Annotated in this window: 11 protein-coding genes; all 11 read right to left on the bottom strand. The window is 25.3% G+C overall.

Features of this window, described 5'->3' with window-relative positions; translation table 4 throughout:
- Nucleotides 1-22: 22 nt before the first annotated feature.
- Nucleotides 23-2,146: a type I DNA topoisomerase gene (gene topA, locus MYPE_RS02180; RefSeq protein WP_011077240.1), complete on the bottom strand. Its 2,124-nt coding sequence runs from the start codon at nucleotides 2,144-2,146 to the stop codon at nucleotides 23-25.
- Nucleotides 2,147-2,282: 136 nt separating this feature from the next.
- The gene (locus tag MYPE_RS02175) at nucleotides 2,283-4,004 is read right to left on the bottom strand and encodes a DAK2 domain-containing protein (protein WP_011077239.1); all 1,722 of its coding nucleotides are present in this window, start codon (nucleotides 4,002-4,004) and stop codon (nucleotides 2,283-2,285) included.
- A 14-nt stretch (nucleotides 4,005-4,018) separates the two neighbouring features.
- Nucleotides 4,019-4,273, bottom strand: a complete 255-nt coding sequence (locus MYPE_RS02170) for a hypothetical protein (RefSeq protein WP_044891246.1) — start codon at nucleotides 4,271-4,273, stop codon at nucleotides 4,019-4,021.
- A gap of 146 nt (nucleotides 4,274-4,419) precedes the next feature.
- Nucleotides 4,420-5,808, bottom strand: a complete 1,389-nt coding sequence (locus MYPE_RS02165; protein ID WP_011077237.1) for an aldehyde dehydrogenase family protein — start codon at nucleotides 5,806-5,808, stop codon at nucleotides 4,420-4,422.
- A gap of 8 nt (nucleotides 5,809-5,816) precedes the next feature.
- On the bottom strand, nucleotides 5,817-7,808 hold the full coding sequence (locus MYPE_RS02160) for an ABC transporter ATP-binding protein (protein ID WP_011077236.1): 1,992 nt from the start codon (nucleotides 7,806-7,808) through the stop codon (nucleotides 5,817-5,819).
- Nucleotides 7,809-7,810: 2 nt separating this feature from the next.
- Entirely contained in the window at nucleotides 7,811-9,607 is a 1,797-nt protein-coding gene (locus MYPE_RS02155) for an ABC transporter ATP-binding protein (protein WP_011077235.1), read from the bottom strand.
- A gap of 233 nt (nucleotides 9,608-9,840) precedes the next feature.
- Entirely contained in the window at nucleotides 9,841-11,658 is a 1,818-nt protein-coding gene (locus MYPE_RS02150; RefSeq protein WP_011077234.1) for a hypothetical protein, read from the bottom strand.
- A 280-nt stretch (nucleotides 11,659-11,938) separates the two neighbouring features.
- Complete coding sequence (locus MYPE_RS02145) at nucleotides 11,939-14,875, bottom strand: P116 family lipid acquisition surface protein (protein ID WP_011077233.1); 2,937 nt, start codon at nucleotides 14,873-14,875, stop codon at nucleotides 11,939-11,941.
- A 769-nt stretch (nucleotides 14,876-15,644) separates the two neighbouring features.
- A complete protein-coding gene (serS, locus tag MYPE_RS02140) occupies nucleotides 15,645-16,925 on the bottom strand; it encodes a serine--tRNA ligase (protein ID WP_011077232.1) in 1,281 nt (426 codons plus the stop codon).
- A gap of 9 nt (nucleotides 16,926-16,934) precedes the next feature.
- Complete coding sequence (pgsA, locus tag MYPE_RS02135) at nucleotides 16,935-17,588, bottom strand: CDP-diacylglycerol--glycerol-3-phosphate 3-phosphatidyltransferase (protein ID WP_011077231.1); 654 nt, start codon at nucleotides 17,586-17,588, stop codon at nucleotides 16,935-16,937.
- Nucleotides 17,589-17,615: 27 nt separating this feature from the next.
- Nucleotides 17,616-18,977: an asparagine--tRNA ligase gene (asnS, locus tag MYPE_RS02130; protein WP_011077230.1), complete on the bottom strand. Its 1,362-nt coding sequence runs from the start codon at nucleotides 18,975-18,977 to the stop codon at nucleotides 17,616-17,618.
- Nucleotides 18,978-19,068: the final 91 nt, after the last annotated feature.

Below are 19,068 nucleotides of genomic sequence, written 5' to 3'. Positions count from 1 at the left end.
TTTTTTTAATGTCTTAAATTACTTAGTTCTTTTTTCACTTTGGCAATCTTGCAGCTCTTATTTCCTCTAATTCCTTTTTGCTAGGAAGAGGTTTATCTGGTGTTTCTTTCATGTGTTTATCAAATAGTTTATCACTAATGATATAGTTACATTTTGGTCAACTAGAACACCCAACAAAGACTTGTTGTCTTTTAGATTTTCTTTTTAATAATTTAGAACCACATTCAGGACAGCTTATTTCTAACTCTTCTGGTTTTTCAAGTGGTTCTAAGTGAGTACATTCAGGGTATCCACTACAACCAATAAATTTGCTTCCACCACGTCTTGCTCTTTTGTAAAGTAAGTCTTTTCCACATTTAGGACATTCTCTACCTACTTTTTCATCACTGATTTTTTCCATTGTGTCATATGCTTTTTTAACTTCTTCATCAAAGCCTGGAGCAAATTTTTTAAGTCATGATTTTCACTCTTCATTACCTGAAGCTATTTGATCTAGATGTTCTTCCATCTTCTTAGTGAAATCTTTATTAATAATATCAGGGAAGAATTTTTCTAATTGGTCAACAACAATTTTTCCAATGTCAGTCATCACATAAGCTTTCTTATCAGTAACTGCATATCCACGTTCTAAAGCAATATTAGCCATTGAACTGTAAGTTGAAGGTCTTCCTACCCCTGCACTTTCTAAGTCTCCAATAAGAGTAGCTTGTGTGTATCTTTGAGGTGGTTGAGTTTCATGTTTTTTAACTTCCATTACTTTAGATTTAAATTCTTTACCAACTGGATAATTATTTAAATCAATTAATTTATTTTCTTCATCCTCATTATCTTCAACATATAATTTTTTAAATCCTAAAAATAAACACTCTCTTGAGAATGTATAGAATTCACAATTATTGTTGTCAAACTTAATAGTTACTTTTTTAAACTTTGCTGCAGCCATTAATGAAGCTACTGTTCTATTGTAAATTAATTGGTATAAAGCAAACTCATCTTTAGATATTTTGTTCTTTAATTCTTGAGGAGTTAAGTATGGATCAATTGGTCTAATTGCCTCATGAGCATCTTGAGTATTTGCATCATTTGCACTAGATTTTACTTGATACTTACCAACATAATCTTTCCCATATGTTTCTTCAATAAATTTGAAAGCACTTTGAACAAAAGTATCACTCAATCTTAAACTATCAGTTCTAGGATATGAGATTAAAGCAATTTGGTTGCCATCAACTTCAACACCTTCATATAAGTGTTGAGCAATTAAAGTAATCTTTTTAGAATTTCACCCTAATTTATTAATAGCATCTTGTTGTAAAGTTGAAGTCTTATATGGAGATTTTGGATAAGAAGAATAAAAAGACGGTTCTTCAATTGATTTAACTTTAAACTTCTTGTCTAAAGCATTTAATAAGTTATTTGCAGATTCTTCATCAGCAATATCTAAACCAGATGTAGAAAACTTCTTTTCTGATAATTTAATATTTTTTAAATTTGGATCAATTGATTTCAAAATTAAAGAATTGTTATCTTCTAACATAACATCTAAAGTTCATCAGTTTTCAGCAACAAAGTTTCTAATTTCTTTTTCTCTATCTTCAATGAACTTTAAAGCAACAGATTGCACTCTACCAGCAGAATCTGCTTTAAGTTTAGTTTGTAATAACTTTGATAATTTAAACCCAATTAATCTATCAATTATTCTTCTAGCAAATTGTGATTGAACTCAATTAATATCAATATCTCTTTTATGATTTAATGATTCTAAAATTGCATTCTTAGTAATTTCATTAAATGTGATTCTTTTACATTTCTTTTGACTCGCAGCATCTAACACTTCGTATACATGTCATGCAATTGCTTCACCTTCCCGGTCAGGGTCGGTTGCAATATAGATTTCTTTAGCTTTAGAAGCTGATTTTTTTAGTTTTTCAACAATTTCTTTTTTACTTACTTCATTTTTATTTTTAGAATTCTTTTTAACTGAAGGGATTACTCACTTTGGTTCAAAGTCAGCATCAAACCCCATTCCAAATTGATTCAAATCTCTAATATGACCAATTGTAGCAATGATCTCATAATCTTTGCCTAAGTACTTAGTAAGAGTTTTAATTTTATTTGGAGACTCAATAATTAACAATTTATCCATATAATCCTCAGTAGCAAAATTAAACTTATTGTATCAAAAATATAACACAACAATTACTTATATTAATCCATTTTTTTAAAAATGAAAGTAAAATAAAAAATTATCTTTGCTAAATATTAGCAAAGATAATTAGTAACTAGGACATTCCTATAAAGTATCTGTAAATTTTTTGACCACCATCAATTAACTTACATTTAATCCCATAATTTTCATTAGCAAATTTTTCAATATTTCTAATTTCTCTTAGAGTTACACCTTGACCATATACTATATATAGAAGTTGTGCTTTCTTATTTCTATCTCTTAATTTTTTAATTAAATTAGTAATAGCAATTTCAGAGTTCTTTTCAGCTAAAACAATTTTTTTATCATAGATTCCAATAAAGTCATTTTTCTCAACATGAACTCCATTGAATTTTGAAGTTTTAACAGAAACACTTAGCATAGCAGAATCTTGTTTTCTAATTGCCCTATTCATAACTCTAGCATTTTCAGAGATTGATTTTTCAGAACTAAATACTAAACAAGCATTAATCACTTCAATAATATTTTTAGATTTTAAAACTACTACATCATATCTTTCTTTCATAAATGTAGCAGCTTGTTCAGCACTTAGAATAATATTTGAGTCATCTGTTAACACTAAAATGTTTCTACTCTTACAGTTAATGATTTGGTTCATTATTTCATTAGTGGATGGGTTACCAGTTTCTTCAGTAACAATAACATTATTAATTCCAAATTCATTCTTTAAATAATCTGCAATTTTTCTTGAAGGACAAGTAGCTACAATTTGAACATCATCAGTTAAACTGAATTTATTAAATAAATCACTTGGTGAAACACCTGGGTGAGATTCAATGTATTGAAGAGTCATGTTTTCAACTTTAAGTTTTAAAAACTCTCCATACTTTTGTCCTATTTCAAATACTAAAGAAGGTGTAATTGAATGGATATGAACTTTAACAATATCAGAGTCATCTACAACTACTAAAGATTCACCTGCTAATAGCATTTCTTTTTCAAATTTATTTAAATCAAATTTAATCTTAAGAGGTTGCTTTTCATGAGTAATAAAATCTTTTTGAATAATAAACTCACAGCAATATCCAAACCCTTCTTCAGAAATATCATTTCTTACTTTTGATTGAATAAATGTATTTTTACTAGTTACAGAAATACTTTCTACAGTTTCTTTTTTCTTCTCAATTTCTATATCTTTGTTTTGAACATTATCATCATCTGAATTAACTAATTGGTTATACATTCCCTCTAAGAACTTACATAAACCATAACCACCAGAGTCTACAACTTTAGCTTCTTTTAATGATGGTAAAATTTCAGGAGTTTTTTCCAATGCATTCAAACCAATTGTTAAAGCTTTTTTAAATAATTCTTCAACATCATTAATATTTTCTTTAGGCAGTTGTTCAGAGATCTCTCTAATGATAGTAAGTATTGTTCCTTCTACAGGATTTGAAATTGATTTATATGCTTTTTCTTTTGCAGAAATAAAACATCTAACAATAAGCTCTATTGTAAGTTTTTTTGTTGATTCTTCAATTGGTTCAAAAAAACCTCTAATAATTTGAGAAAAAATAACCCCAGAATTACCACGAGCATTCATTAATAACTGACGACAAAAAAATTTACCTACTTCATAAATACTTCCAAGTTCAGGTAACTGTTTGTTCAAGGCTTCAACTGCTGATGTTGCAGTAATTTTCATATTTGTACCAGTATCACCATCAGGAACTGGGAAAACATTTAACTCATTTATATATTCATAATGTTTAGCAATTTCTTTAGCTCCATTTTCAAACATAGAAACTAAAATTTTGGTCTCAAGACTTTTCATACAGTAATACACCCTTATTTAAGAAAAATATCAATTTTAAAATTCTTTAAATCTGTTTTGTCAGTTAAATCATAAAAAACTTGTTTTTGAATCATTTTTGCAGTTTCTAAAACATTAACTTGTGTTTCATCAATTGAAACGTTAATAGTTATATAAATAAAAGATTGAATTTTTATTTCAATATCAGAAGCTGAAATCTTATCATTAACACCTGGTGTAGATTTAAGAATTTGTTCAATTATACTTTTAGTAATTTTTGCACTTAACACAATTATAGAATTTCACTTTATCAAAAAAATATATATAAACTATTTTATTATATTTTATTTAAATTATGAAAATAAAAATTGTAAGAATTATAATATTGAAAAATAAAAAACTTCCCAGATAGTGCCTAGGAAGTTTAATGAATAAACTAATTCATTTTTTCTATTTTTTCTTTAATCTTATTATTTTTTTCAGTATTGTTTAAGTATTTTTCTTTACTATCTCAAAACTCTTTAATAATAATCTTTTTATATGTAAAAGCTTTTACTGTATCTCTTTTTGAATATAAATGGGTTCCTGAATTTTTAATCCCTCCAAATGGAAGACCTTTAAACCAAGGAATAGAAATGTTATTGATACAGAAAAATCTTGATTCTATTTGTTTTAAAAGTGAGTTAATTCTTTTTTTATTTTTACTAAAGAAATAAATACAAGAAGGAGTATCACTATGTTCTACAATCCCATTAATATCAGAGAAGCTATTAAATATTACAACTGGTAAAATTGGAGAATTAATATCTTGTGATAACAAGGCTGATTTTAGATCATCTACTTGAACTAATGTTAGTTCAATTTTTCTTTGGTTATTATCAGTTAAACCACCAAAAATAATTCTGTTTTTAGAAAGAGATTTATTTAATATAGAAGTAATATTTTCATAATTTTGATTAGTATCAATTCTAGTTATTTTATCAATCTTTTCACCCTTACCAAATTGTGAATCATATTCAGTTTTTAAAATCTTAATAAATGATTGAAAAATTGATTCATGGATAATTAGAAAGTCAGGAGAATGTGAAGTCTGACCACCTAATAACATCTTTGATCAAATTATTTTTTTAGCTGCAAGTTCTAAGTTTGCAGTTTCATCTAAAATAACTGGATTTTTATTATTGATATCTAAAACTATTTTAGTTAATCTCGGTGCAAAGATTCTTTGAATAGTTTTAGCATTAGCAGTATTACCATTGTAATAAACTAAATCAAAATTAAAATCATATACATTTTTTAAATCATTTTCTGAAATGTTTTCATCAATGAAATAGATGTAGTTATCATTAAATACTTCTTTGAAAATACATTTAATAATTCTATTTACATCAACTGTAAAAGTAGGTAGTTTAACAAATAAAGAATTCCCACAAACTAAAGCTCCAATTAATAAAATGAAAGTTTTAGAAATTGGCATACTTTGGTTTAGTAAAAACAAACATGAACCATATGGTTGTCTATAAGTAGTGTTTTGTTTAAATAAGTTATCAATAAAATTGTTTTTTAATAGTTTAGCTTTTCTAAAGATCTTAATTCTTTTAATAAAATATTTTACTTCTCTAATGACAGGTTTAATTTCAGTATGATAAATATCTCATAAAGGTTGGTCATAACTTTCACCTATAACTTTATAAAGTTCTTTTTCATACTTTTTAAAAACCTCATTAAAGTGGATTAACTTACTCAACAAATTCTTATATGACATTTCATTACTAGACATATAAAAGTTCTTTTGTAAATCAAAAATAGAAAATAAATTGTTCATGGTTATTATTAGTCTTTTTCCTCATCTAAATTATCAGTTTTAGAAAGATTTAAATTATAGTAGAATCCTTTTTTCTTCATCAATTCATTATGGTTTCCACATTCTAAAACACTTCCATCTTTTAAAACTACAATCTTATCAGCAGTTCTAATAGTTGATAGACGGTGAGCAATAACAAAAGCAGTTTTATTTTTAATTAATTTTAACATAGCTTTTTGAACTATCTTTTCAGTTCTAGTATCAATATTAGATGTGGCCTCATCCAATATTAAAATACTTGAAGGTGAAATCATAGCACGAGCAATTGCTATCAATTGTTTTTGTCCACTTGATAACTCTGAAGCATTTTCAGATAAAACTGTGTCATAACCATTTTCAAGCTTCATAATGAAATCATCACAGTCTGCTGTAATTGCAGCTTGTTTGATTTCTTCATCAGTTGCATCCGGTTTTGCAAATCTAATGTTATCTTTAATAGTTCCACTAAATAAGTAAGTATCTTGTAAAACTATTGAAACTTGTTTTCTCATACTTTCTTTAGTTACTGTTTTAATATCATAACCATCTATAAAGATGTCTCCATCTTCAATGTCATAGAATTTTGTTAATAAGTTAATAATAGTTGTTTTACCACTTCCAGTAGGTCCAACAATTGCAATAGTTTGACCAGGGTCAGCTGATATACTAACATTCTTTAAAACTGGTTTATCTTCAACATAGCTAAAGTTTAAATTTTTAATTTCAACTTTACCTTTTAAAGGTTGATCAATTGTAACGGTTTCAATTTCTTTGTATTCATCATGTTGTTTAAAGATTTCATCAGTTCTAGTACATCCGGCAACTGCTTGTTGCATTTGTGCAACCATTGCAATCATTTGGTTAATTGGTTGAATAAAGTTTCTAGTAGCTAAAATCATTGATGTAATAGCAGCTAATTTAAGCGAAAGTGGATTACTAGCTTGTGCTGAAGATAATTCATGGAGTAAAGTTATCCCACTCCCTGAATCTGCTAAACCATAAAATTTAATATCATTAAAAACAAAAGTAACTGAGATCCCATATAAAAGAGCAACAATAAATGTCATTAAGAAATTTAATCAAGGAATTAATAAACCAGAGATTCCCTGAGAAGATTCACCACTCTTTGTTAATATTGAATTAATTTTTTGAAAATCTTTTTCAACATTTTTTTCTTGACTATATAAACTAATAATATTTTGTCCTGAAATGATTTCTTCAGCATATCCATTCATATGTCCAAGTTCTCTTTGTTGTTTCATAAAGGCAGGAGCAGATTTTTTAATCAAAATAGAAATTAAAGATAATAAAATTAAAAGAACTCCAATAACTATTAAAGATATGATTGGACTAATAATAAACATCAGAATTAACATTCCAAGCATGGTTGTTAAACCATATAATGTCTGAGTAAAGTTTTCAGAAATAAACTGAGTTAATTTATAAACATCATTTGTTAAAACACTCATGATATCTCCACTTTCATGAGTATCGAAATATTTTACAGACAGGATTTGGACATGGTTAAATAGATCCATTCTCAATTTATAACCAATTCCTTGAGATAACTTAATTACAGTAAAGTTTAGACATCATTGGAAAAATGCATTAAAGAAATAACAAAGCATCATCATTCCAGCAAATATAAAGAAATTAGTTGTTGTGATGTTTCCACTATTTCCAGCACCCACTAAAGTAGTGAAATAATTTTGTACATCACCCATTCCAATAATAACTACAATATTAAATCCTGTAGAAACTAAAGCAATTAAGAATGCTGCAATTACAGACTTCTTATAAAAACTTAAATATCTTAGCATTATCTTAAATGCTAATTTAAATTGCAGTTTGTCTTTAGAATAAGGTTTAGACTCAGATTGTTGGTTTACAGCTTTTTGATTTTGAGATTCTTGGTTTTGAATTTCTTGATTAATTAAGATATTAGATGTTTCTTTAGAATTTATTTTTTTACTAGTATTCATAATTAATCCTTTCCTGTAAACATTTGAGAATCTGAAATTTCTTTATATAAAGGACAATTTTTCATCAACTCACTATGTTTTCCAAAACCAACCATTTTACCTTGGTTTAAAACAATAATCTTGTCAGCTTTAGAGATTGCACTAATTCTTTGACCTACTAAGAAAATTGTAGAATCTTTAAACTTTCTAATATTGTTTTGAACCTTAGCTTCAGTGATCATATCCAATGCACTTGTAGAATCATCTAAAATTAAAATTTTAGGTTTTCTAACTAAAGCACGTGCAATTGAAAGCCTTTGTTTTTGACCACCTGAAAAGTTTCCACCACGTTGTTCTACAACTGAATCAAAATAATTTTCTTTATTTTTAATAAAGTCTAAAGCTTCTGCATTTTTTGCAGCCTCAACTAATTCTTCTTCAGTAGCATCATTTTTACCAAATAAGATATTCCCTTTAATAGTTCCAGAAAATAAAACACTTTTTTGAGGAACATAACCAATAGAATCACGAAGTGATTGATAATTAATATCTTTAATGTTGTGACCAGAAATTATAATCTCACCACTCTTAACATCATAGTTTCTAGTAATTAAATTAACTAATGTAGTTTTTCCACTTCCATTAGGTCCAATAATACCAATCATTTCTCCAGGTTTTGCTGTGAATGAAATATCATCTAATACATTTAAAGCATCTTTATTTTGTGTGTATTTAAAAGATACATTTTTAAATTCAACATTAGAATTTACAACCATATTGTCTGAAGTATTTCTTGGAATAGAAGGTTGTGAATTAAATACTTCTAAAATACGATTACAACATGCCTTAGATTGCCCTATGTTAACTAAAGCAATAATTGATAAAATCATACCCATTGCAATTAATGAAACCATTTGGATAAAAGCTAAAACAGTTCCATTTGCTGATGCATTACCAGAACCAACCATTTGAGTAGCAGCAACCATTAATAACACAATGATTGATGTTTGTACAAAGAAAGATATAAGAGGCATTAATGTAAAACCAATTTGTTGCCCTCTTGTTGAAACCTTTCTTAACTCTTTATTTTGGATATCAAAAGATTTAATTTGCTCTTTTTCTAAATTAAAAGCTTTAACTACTTTGATACCTAAAATATTTTCACGCATTACTGCATTTGTTTTATCAGTTTCTTTTTGTTGTTTAGAAAAGTATGGAATTGAAAAGACAATCAGTACTGACATGATTAAGAAAAGCACTGCTAAACAACCTAAGATAATAAAAGCTAATCATCATAAGCTTTGTTGTCCATTTGCAACATTTGATGTTAACTGAGCACTATAAATGAAAGATGCTATTACACCACCAACAAATAATAAAGTACTTCTTGATAACATTCTTAAAACTAAAACTAATGTATTCTGATAAAAAGTAACATCATTAGTAATTCTTGTAATCAAAGAAACTGTTGAGATTTTATCAATCTCTTTCCCTGTAAGATGTTGAATCTTATGGAATAATTGGAATCTAATATTTCCACAAACTCTTACTGCAACTCTTGCTGAAATAAATGTTACACCACACCCAAAAACAAAGCTGACAATTGCTAAAGCAATCATTATTCCAGCATAGTATCAAATAGTAGAAATTAAAATTGAACTTTCTGGATTAGTTAACATTTTTGAAGTTAAATCTGTAAACATATTAGACATTAAAAATGGCTGTGCAATATCACATGCTACTTGCCCAATACACATAAAAGCACATAATAAACTTCAGTAGACATCTTTTTTGTTCATGTACTTTAACAGCTTAAACATTTTCTCCCCCTTTAATATAAAAAGCTATAGCAAAAATTAAACACAAAATAAAAAATAAATTTTTAAATAATCTTACGATTGTAAGAATTATTAAAAATGTTATTTTTTTTGAATTCTGCTTAGCATTGAAAATTATACTACTTAAAAATTTTTTTAGATAAAAATTTTTAAGTACAAGAATGAAATGGATAGCAATTTAAATAATTTAAAAGTACTAATTGGTAAAAAAATTACTATTCAGGAAGAGGCACAATTTTATCTACATCATATTCTTTAACCACACCATATTTCAGATGGTGGATTACAAATTCATTTACTGAATTGAACTCTTTTAAAATTTGATCAAATGATTTAAAGCTCATTAATTGACCTTGTTTAATGACCATAACTTTAGTAGCAAATAAATTAACATCATTTAAATCATCAGATGCATAAATTGCTGTAATGTTGTTAGTAGCAAAGTATTTATTTAAGAAGTTCAATAATTCCATCTTTTCATTGAAAGACATTCCTTGGCAAATACTTTTAATTAAGATCATTTTCTTATTAATTAAAATGTCACAAATTGTGTAAAACTTCTCTAAGTTTAAATCATCTAATTCAAACAAGTTTTTGTTTAATTGAGATTCAAATCTCATTAATTCAATTAATCTATCTCTAATCTTATCTTCCGGAGAAACTCCTAAAGATTTAAAGATTCTTTGCATTGAGATACCAACATTATCTTTTCTTTTGTTTTTAATACCAAATGATAAATAATCTGGACTTGTTAAACCATATAGTAATTCATCATTTAAATCTACATTATTAATTTTTGAATAATTATATTCAAGGTCAGATGCATCTACTCATTGGTTTTTTCTTCAAACATTTTTGTAAACATATCCTGCTGTTTTAAGTTCATCACCTTTTAGAACATCAACTAACAATTGGTTAGTAATAGAGTTATCACTTACTATAACAATTCTGTCATTTGGATAAACATCAAAAGAAATGTTTTCTAATCTGTAACCAAAATAAATGTCATCTTCATCTCATGTATTAAAGAAAAGATTTTTCACTTTATAAAAAATATTGCTGTTAGAAAAGTTTTCTTTCAGTTCATAAATTTTATCTTTTATTTCTTCTTGTTTTTGTTCAATGTATTGTCTTGTGTAGATTAGTTCTCCTATATCTCCATCAACAATATTAACTTTATTTAATCTTTCAATTTTGTTTTCAATTTCTTTATTTAGATTATAGATTTTCTCTTTTAATGATAATCTCTCTTCACTATCATCTAAGTTATTTCCAAGTATTTCATTAATTTCAAAATCATCATCTCATTTTGAAAAGAATTCAGCTTCTTTCAATTTTTCTAAATAAGCTTGTTTTTTAAATTCTTCATCCTCACTGTCCGAGAATTTAGTATCTTTTTTAAAAACTGTATAAACTGAAATTTCATCTTCAGTTTTACCTTCTTTTTTTAATTTATAAAATACTGATCCATTTTTGAAAAATTTCAAAAATAAATCTTCTGGTAAGCCAAAGTTTTTTAAATCAGTTTCTGTATAAATTGCATCATATGATAAATTCTTTTCTATTGTTTCTTTATTATCATATGCAATTTCAAATGGAACCCCATAAGTTTCTACAGGAGATACATTTTGTTCATAATAAACTTCATTATTTTCATCTTGGAAATATAAGTCATCTTTTTTAAATGATTCATCTTCTTCATTTCTTAAAGCACTAACTTCAAGAGCTTCTTTAATTAGATCCTCATTTTTAACAGCTTTAGTATCTAAGAAAATTCTTTCATTATCAAAATCATTTAAGTCTTTTGAATATGAATTTTCAGGTAATGTGTTTTCTAAAAATATTTTTTGTTCAATAGGTTGTTGAGATTCAAAAGCATTGTTATCTAACAACTCTGTTTGAACATCTTGAGTTGGTTGATAATTCTTATTTTTCTTAGATTTTTTAAAAAAACCAAAAAAAGATTTTTTTTGTTTTTCTTTTTTATCTTTTACTTTTTTATCTTTGTTCTTTTTATTGCCAAATAATTTCATTTTTAGAAAGTTTTCTTTTAAATTACATGTATTTATTTTAAATTAAAAACATTTTAATAGACAAGATATTTATATATTTAAAAACTCTTAGTTAACAAAATACTAATTGACATTAGATATGTATAAATCAATTTTATATTTTATTTTTTTATCAATAATGTCTAATTTCTTTATCAGAAATATATTTCTAATAATTCTTTAGTGTTTTTATAAATAAAATTAACTATTTAAGAAAATAAAAAAATAAGGCCTTAAAGCCTTATTTATAAATAAAGTTGAATTAACTATTAGTAGTAGCAACATTAAAACTTGTGTAGTTTTTTGTATAAGAAGTAACAAGTTTTTTATTTGTTGAATCATAGAAGTTAATGGGGAAGTAAATTTTTGAATTATATAATGATGCACTTAAATTAACATTTAAATTAACTCTTTGGAATTCTTTATCTCATGTATATTTGCTAAATCCATAATTTATTTTTACATGCCCTCTAGCAACTAAATTAAAACTTAAAGTAGTAGAAAAGTCTAAATGTGAATCAAATTGAAAATCATAATAACTACTAAAATTTGAATTAGTTAAATTATTATTGTCTGAACTAACATCAAACATTTTTGAAAATAATTGTTTTTTGTTATCTTCACTTAAAGTTAAATTAATACCATTAGTATTTTCTGTAGTTCCATTTCAATTAACAGAATTATTTCTATTATTATCTTCTTTAGTAATTAGATTTTTTATATCATCAATAGAAACAGAATTCGACTTATTTTCAAATGTTAAATTTGTATAATAATAATTTTCATTATAGTTATTTGTTGTTGCAATCTCTTGACTATAATCAGATAAGAAAAACCTTGATGAATAAGTGTAATCTTTAAAGAATATGTTTTGAATTATTGGTTTTCAAAAATTGTAATAATTCAATGTATAGTCAAAATAAATTGCTTCTAATGTTAAAACTGTTCATTTAACTTTATATTTTGATTGGTAATTAACATCACCCACTGCATACTTATTAACAATAGAATTTACCATTCCCACATCATTGTAAGAAATATTTAAATCGTACCCTACACTAAATCCTAAATAATAATTAGATCCTTTTTTATTTGGATTAAATCAAATTTGATCATTATCAGCAGTATATGTTAATGAGAATTCATTTCCTGATGTGCCAATTTTTATTGAGTCAGGAACATAGTCTAATAAATATTTTTTAATATTTGCAAGCTCATTATCAATCATAGTTGCTGCAGGTGTTACTAAATTAACTTTTGAACCAGCAAATTTAACATTTGAAACCTCATCCTCAACTAATTTCACTAAAGCATCTCTATTTATTCCAGTTAATTTATCCACTAAAGAATTAAAGACAGTTTGATTAACTAAGCTTTTAATAACTGCTAAATCTAAAGTTACTTCACTGTTAAATGTAAAACTAACTTTATATTCAAAAGAAGTTGTAGGTGAATTTGTAGTATCAACTGAAACATCTTTTACTCAACTTCTAGTAAAAGTAATATTTTTATATCTTTCATAGTATGGAGTATCAATTGTAGCATTGTCTGCATATTCAAATAATCCATTTAAAGTATTAGAAATAGATGTAACTATTTTTAATAGGTTTTCTTTATTGAAGTCAGTATTATCTGAAACTAATATTTTTATATATTCTGAAACACCACTTGGTAATAATCCAACTAAAGCATTAGTAAAATTTGTTTTATTAGTGTCATTTGCAAGGATTGAATCATAGATAGAACTAAAGTTTCCATTAGTAGCATCTTTTTTAAAAATAATAGATATTAAGTTCAATACTGAATTAAGAGTAGCATTATTATTTGCTAATCCTTTAACTTGAGAAATTATAAAATCAAAATTATCTCAAACAATTTGTCATAAACTTTTAGCTGACGAAGTTACACCTAATAAGTCTCCTGTAATTAGACTTTTTAGTTGTGGATTATTAATACTATTTATGTAATTTAAAATAACTTTATAACTTGCATTGTTTTCATCCATATTAAGTTCTAAATTTTCAATCATTGGATAAACAATGTCATATGCTGTACCTAGATATTTTTTTAGTAAGCTCATTAATTGTGATTTGTTTTTATAAAGAACTTCTAAAAGAGTTGTATTGCTTGCAGTTCCATCACTATTAACTACAAGAGCTTCTTTTAAAATACTTTCAAATTCACTAGGAATAATGTTAAGTTTTACTAATATGTCTAATAAATAATTAGTAGCATTTTGAATGATTTTATTGATTGGTTCATCTTTAGCAATTTCTTTAACTAAAGTGTTAGCAACATCTACAATGTAAAAATAAAATGAAGTATCATTTTCTATTTTTTGTTCTACTAATTCTTTAACATTGTTTTGACTTAAATTTTCTTTAAACTCTGTTTCATATTTATTTTTTAAATCAAAGTAAGTTTGTTGATCTGATAGGTTATCAAACTGAACATAGAAAGATTGAGAAAAAGAATTCTTAGTAATAACAAAATTACTTATTTCAAAACTTTGATTATTAAAAGTAACTGTAGCTTTTTCTACCATTCAAGCTAAATAAAAATTATTATTATATTTTTGAATAGATGGTTTTATTAATTGATCTACAACTTCAATGTTTAAAGAATAATGGTGATTTTGAGACAATGTAAAAGTTTGGTTTTCAATTATGAAGTTAGTTAATTTCTTAGCACTTATTTCTGCTGATAAACTAAAGCTAATTTCAGACTCATTAAAAACTATCTTATTATCAGGTGCATTAACTTTTAAATTACTTAAATTAACATTAGTAATAGAAACTGATTCATTGTTTGAATAATACAAACTATGTAAATAACCTAAGATGTCTTTTTCTACAAAGCTACTGTTTCCATTAAATTGGTTAAAAGATCCATTGTCAGCAAAATCTAAATAATTTTGTTCTAGTCCATAATTATTACTACTAGTTAAATTTATTTGTAAACTGCTATCTACTTTTTTAGAGTTAACAACTTGAATGTCTAATTCTTCTTTATTATTCTGATTAGAAGAATTAGAGTTGTTTTGGTTTACATCATTAAAATCTTTTGATGGTGTTTCATCAACTTGATTATTAAAAGATGTACTGTTGTAATTACAAGAAGCTAAAGGAATAGCTACCATGCTTGCAAGGAGTGAAAAAGATAATATTTTAAATATTTTATCTTTTTTATTCTTGATCATAGTTAGTTATTTTAAATATTTATACAAAAATTAATATAGTCTATATTTTATATAAATAAATTGTAAATTTATATTTTTTTCACTAAAAATTAGTATTTTCTAAAAACTTAAATACTGACATAAATCAATAATTTATTTATATAAAAAATAAAACACCCAAGAGGAACCCGGGTGTTTTATTTATTCAATAAACCGCGACTTTTAATTATATATATCGTATAACTCTATTTTTATTATTCTAAGGAGAAAAACCACAAACAGAAAAACAAATCTAATATATATGAGAAATTCTTTAAAAAAAGATAAAAAATAAAAATAACAAAGGAACAAAAACAAATATCTTAGGACGAAATATAAAAGATATTATAGAAAAAAAATAATAAAAAGAATTTATATATGATTAGAAAAAGACTTAAATGTCTTAATCAAACGTACACGATAATATGTGTATAAAATTTTTAACAGAAAGGAGGTTATTAATACAATTTAATAACAAATCATAAAAGAAATTTTAAAAAACTCTATGATTGAGAAACATACATACTTTAATATAAAAAAGTATAAGAATTAAAATTTAATAAAAAAATAAAATTATCTATCAATTATTACATTAATAATAATATAAATAAGAAAAAGTCAATTTAAGTCTTTTATTATAGTGGAGACAACCCACTATTAATATTATAAGGTAAAAAAATATTAAATTATTAAAATTTTGAAATTTTTTTGAGAATTTTTAAAATTTGATATTATAATAAAAGTTTCTACTTTATTTAGTTTTTTTAATAGAATCAATTCCCATGTATTTAACTAATGCTTTAGGGATAGTAATTGAACCATCTTTATTTTGATAATTTTCAACAACTGCAGCAAATAATCTATCTAAAGCTAATGAAGAACCATTTAAAGTATGAACTAATTCATTCTTGTTGGTTTTACTATTTTTAAATCTAATCATACTTCTTCTAGCTTGGAAATCTAAACAGTTAGAACATGATGAAATTTCTTTATAAGAATTGTAAGAAGGTAATCAAACTTCTATGTCATAAGTTTTAGAAGAACTAAAACCCATATCTCCTGTACATAATAAGATTCTTCTATAAGGCAATTCTAAAGCTTCTAAAATTGATTCAGCATTTAATGTCATTTCTTCTAATGCTTGATAAGATTTTTCAGGGTGCACTAAGTTAACAAGTTCAGTCTTGTAAAATTGGTGTTGTCTAATAATTCCTCTAGTATCTTTCCCAGCTGATCCTGCTTCACTTCTAAAGTTTAAAGAAGATGCAGTGAATTTCATTGGAAGAGCAGATTCTTCTAAAATTTCATTACGATAATAATTCGTAAGTTGAACTTCTAGTGTTGGAGATAAATAATAGTCACTGTTTTCTAAAGCAAATAAATCTTCTTTAAATTTAGGTAATTGACCAGTTGAAGTTAAAGAAGCAGAATTCACAATTACTGGTAATGACATTTCCAAATATCCATTACTAGTATTAATATCTAATGTTAGCATTTGTAATGCTCTCATTAATTTACTTCCTAAGCCTTTATAAATAAAAAATCTAGAACCTGTAACTTTAGTAGCTCTTTCAAAATCACCAATATCTAAATCTGTTATTAAATCTCAGTGTGCTTTGTGATTGAAATCAAATTTAGTTGGAGTCCCTCATTTTTTAATTTCAACATTTTCATCTTCAGACTTTCCAATTGGAACTGAGCTATCTGGAATATTTGGAATAGATAATAAAATATCATCAACTTTTGCACTTATTGTTTTTAATTCTTCATTAGTTGTTTCTAAAGTGTTTTTAATTGATTCCATTTCTTTTTTTAATTCATCTACTTTTTTATTATCTTTTTTTCCAATATAGATACCAATAGATTTAGAAATTTCATTTCTTTTTTTATTGCATGATTCAATAATTAAAAGTAATTCACTTTGTTTTTTATCTAAATCTTTTAAAGAAGAAATATCTAATTTACTATTTCTATTTTTTAGAGATGTTTCTAAAGTTTTAAAATCATTTCTTATAATACTTTTGTTAATCATAAAAATACCTTATCTTTCTTGAACTGAACTATTTTGTTTTTTAATTTCTTTAATTTTCTTTTCAATACTTACAACATAAATAACTCCAGAAATTACTGAAGATATTGTTGCTAAGATAACAAATAAATTTTGTACTAAATAATAATAAACATTATGAGTATTTATACTTTCATTGAAAACAAAGAAAATTAAAATAAGTGAAATCATTTGTAATACTGCTTTTGATTTTCCAAAGAAGTTTGCAGGAACAATAATTCCATGCTTACTAGAAAACATTCTATATCCATCTATAATAAAATCTCTAAAAACCATTATTAAAACAAAATAGATTGGAATTAAGTTTAATACTGCAAAAGAAATATAGACACTTGTTGTTAAAATTTTGTCACTAATTGCATCTCAAATTTTTCCAAAATCTGATATCCAATTATATTTCCTTGCTAAAAACCCATCTAGAAAATCAGTAATACAAGCAACAACAAAAATGATTCCACTTGCTAAAAATGTAGAGCTTACTTCAGTTTTAATGTCGTTAATAGAAAAAGAATAAATTACATTATTAGAATCTATAAAAAGTAAAACTAAAACTACAATAGTTAAAATAATTCTTAATATAGATAAGATGTTTGGTAATAAATGTAATTTATTCTTTAAAAAGTTCATTATTAAAAAATCCTTAAATTGATAAAACTAGAAATCTAATGATCCATAAGATCTTGGGAATGGGATAGTGTCTTTAACATTTTCACATTCTGTAACATACATTAAAAATCTTTCAAACCCTAAACCAAATCCAGCAGATTTATGATACCCATATTTTCTTAATGCTAAGTATCATTCAATATCTTCTACTTTCATATTTGCTTTAGTACATTTCTTAACTAGTTTAGTGTAGTCACTTTCTCTTTCACTACCACCAACTATTTCACCAATTCCTGGCATTAATAAATCACATGCCCCAACTGTTGTTCCATCAGCATTCATTTTCATATAGAATGCTTTAATTTCAGCTGGATAGTCATAGATAAATAATGGTTTGTTAAATACTTTTTCACATAAGTATTTTTCATGTTCACTATTAAGATCCATTCCAAAATAGATGCTTTCATTTTCAAATTTAACTTTTTTATTTGCAACATCACTTTTTAAAATAGCAATTGCTTTTTTATAAGTAATTTTTTCAAATGGATGACTAATAGCATTTAAAAGTTTTTCAGATAATGTGTTGTTAGATAACTTGTTTAAGAAAGTCATTTCATCTTTACAGTTCTTCAAAATAAATCTAATTAAATACTTAACAAATTCTTCAATTAAATACATTAATTGTTCAAGGTTACAAAAAGCAATTTCTGGTTCTACCATTCAGAATTCTGAAACATGTCTATTAGTATTAGATTTTTCAGCTCTAAATGTTGGACCAAAAGTATAAACTCTTTTGTATGATTGAGCATAAGCTTCAGCATGCATTTGACCAGAAACTGTAAGACTTGCATTTTTACCAAAAAAGTTTTTAACAGTTTTTGAATCTACATAAAAGTTTTCTCCAGCACCTTCTGCATCATTTGAAGTGATGATTGGAGAACTTACTCAAACAAAATTATTTTGATGGAAGAAATTATGAATAGCAAAAGCTAATTCACTTCTCAATCTCATGATTGTTCCATATTTATTAGTTCTTTGTCTTAAGTGTGCAATTGTTCTTAAAAATTCAGCACCATGTTCTTTCTTTTGAAGAGGGTAATCTTCATCTGCTTGTTTTAATAAAATAAAATTAGTTACTTTAATTTCAAAACTTTGGTTTGGTTGTTTAGATTCAACTACAACACCTTCAACTAAAATAGCACTTCCAGTTCTTGTAGATTTAGCTTCTTCAAAATTATTTGTTTCACCATTTTTATAAACTAATTGGATTGAATGGATACAACTACCATCTGTAAATGAAATAAACCCAATTGATCCATTGTCACGATTAGATCTAACTCAACCAACTAACTTAACATTAGAAAACTCTTTATAGTTTTTAAATATATCTCTAACTGCTACTGTTTCCATAATATTTATTTGTCCTTGTTTTATTTGTTTTTTATTTTTAAAAAATATAAATTTAACATTTTATATAATAAATTAATAATGAAGTTTTCAA

The organism is Malacoplasma penetrans HF-2, from assembly GCF_000011225.1.
GTDB classification, from domain to species: domain Bacteria; phylum Bacillota_I; class Bacilli_A; order Mycoplasmatales; family Mycoplasmoidaceae; genus Malacoplasma; species Malacoplasma penetrans.
Note: the sequence above shows the minus strand (reverse complement) of the source record. Positions and strands in the feature narration are given on the sequence as shown.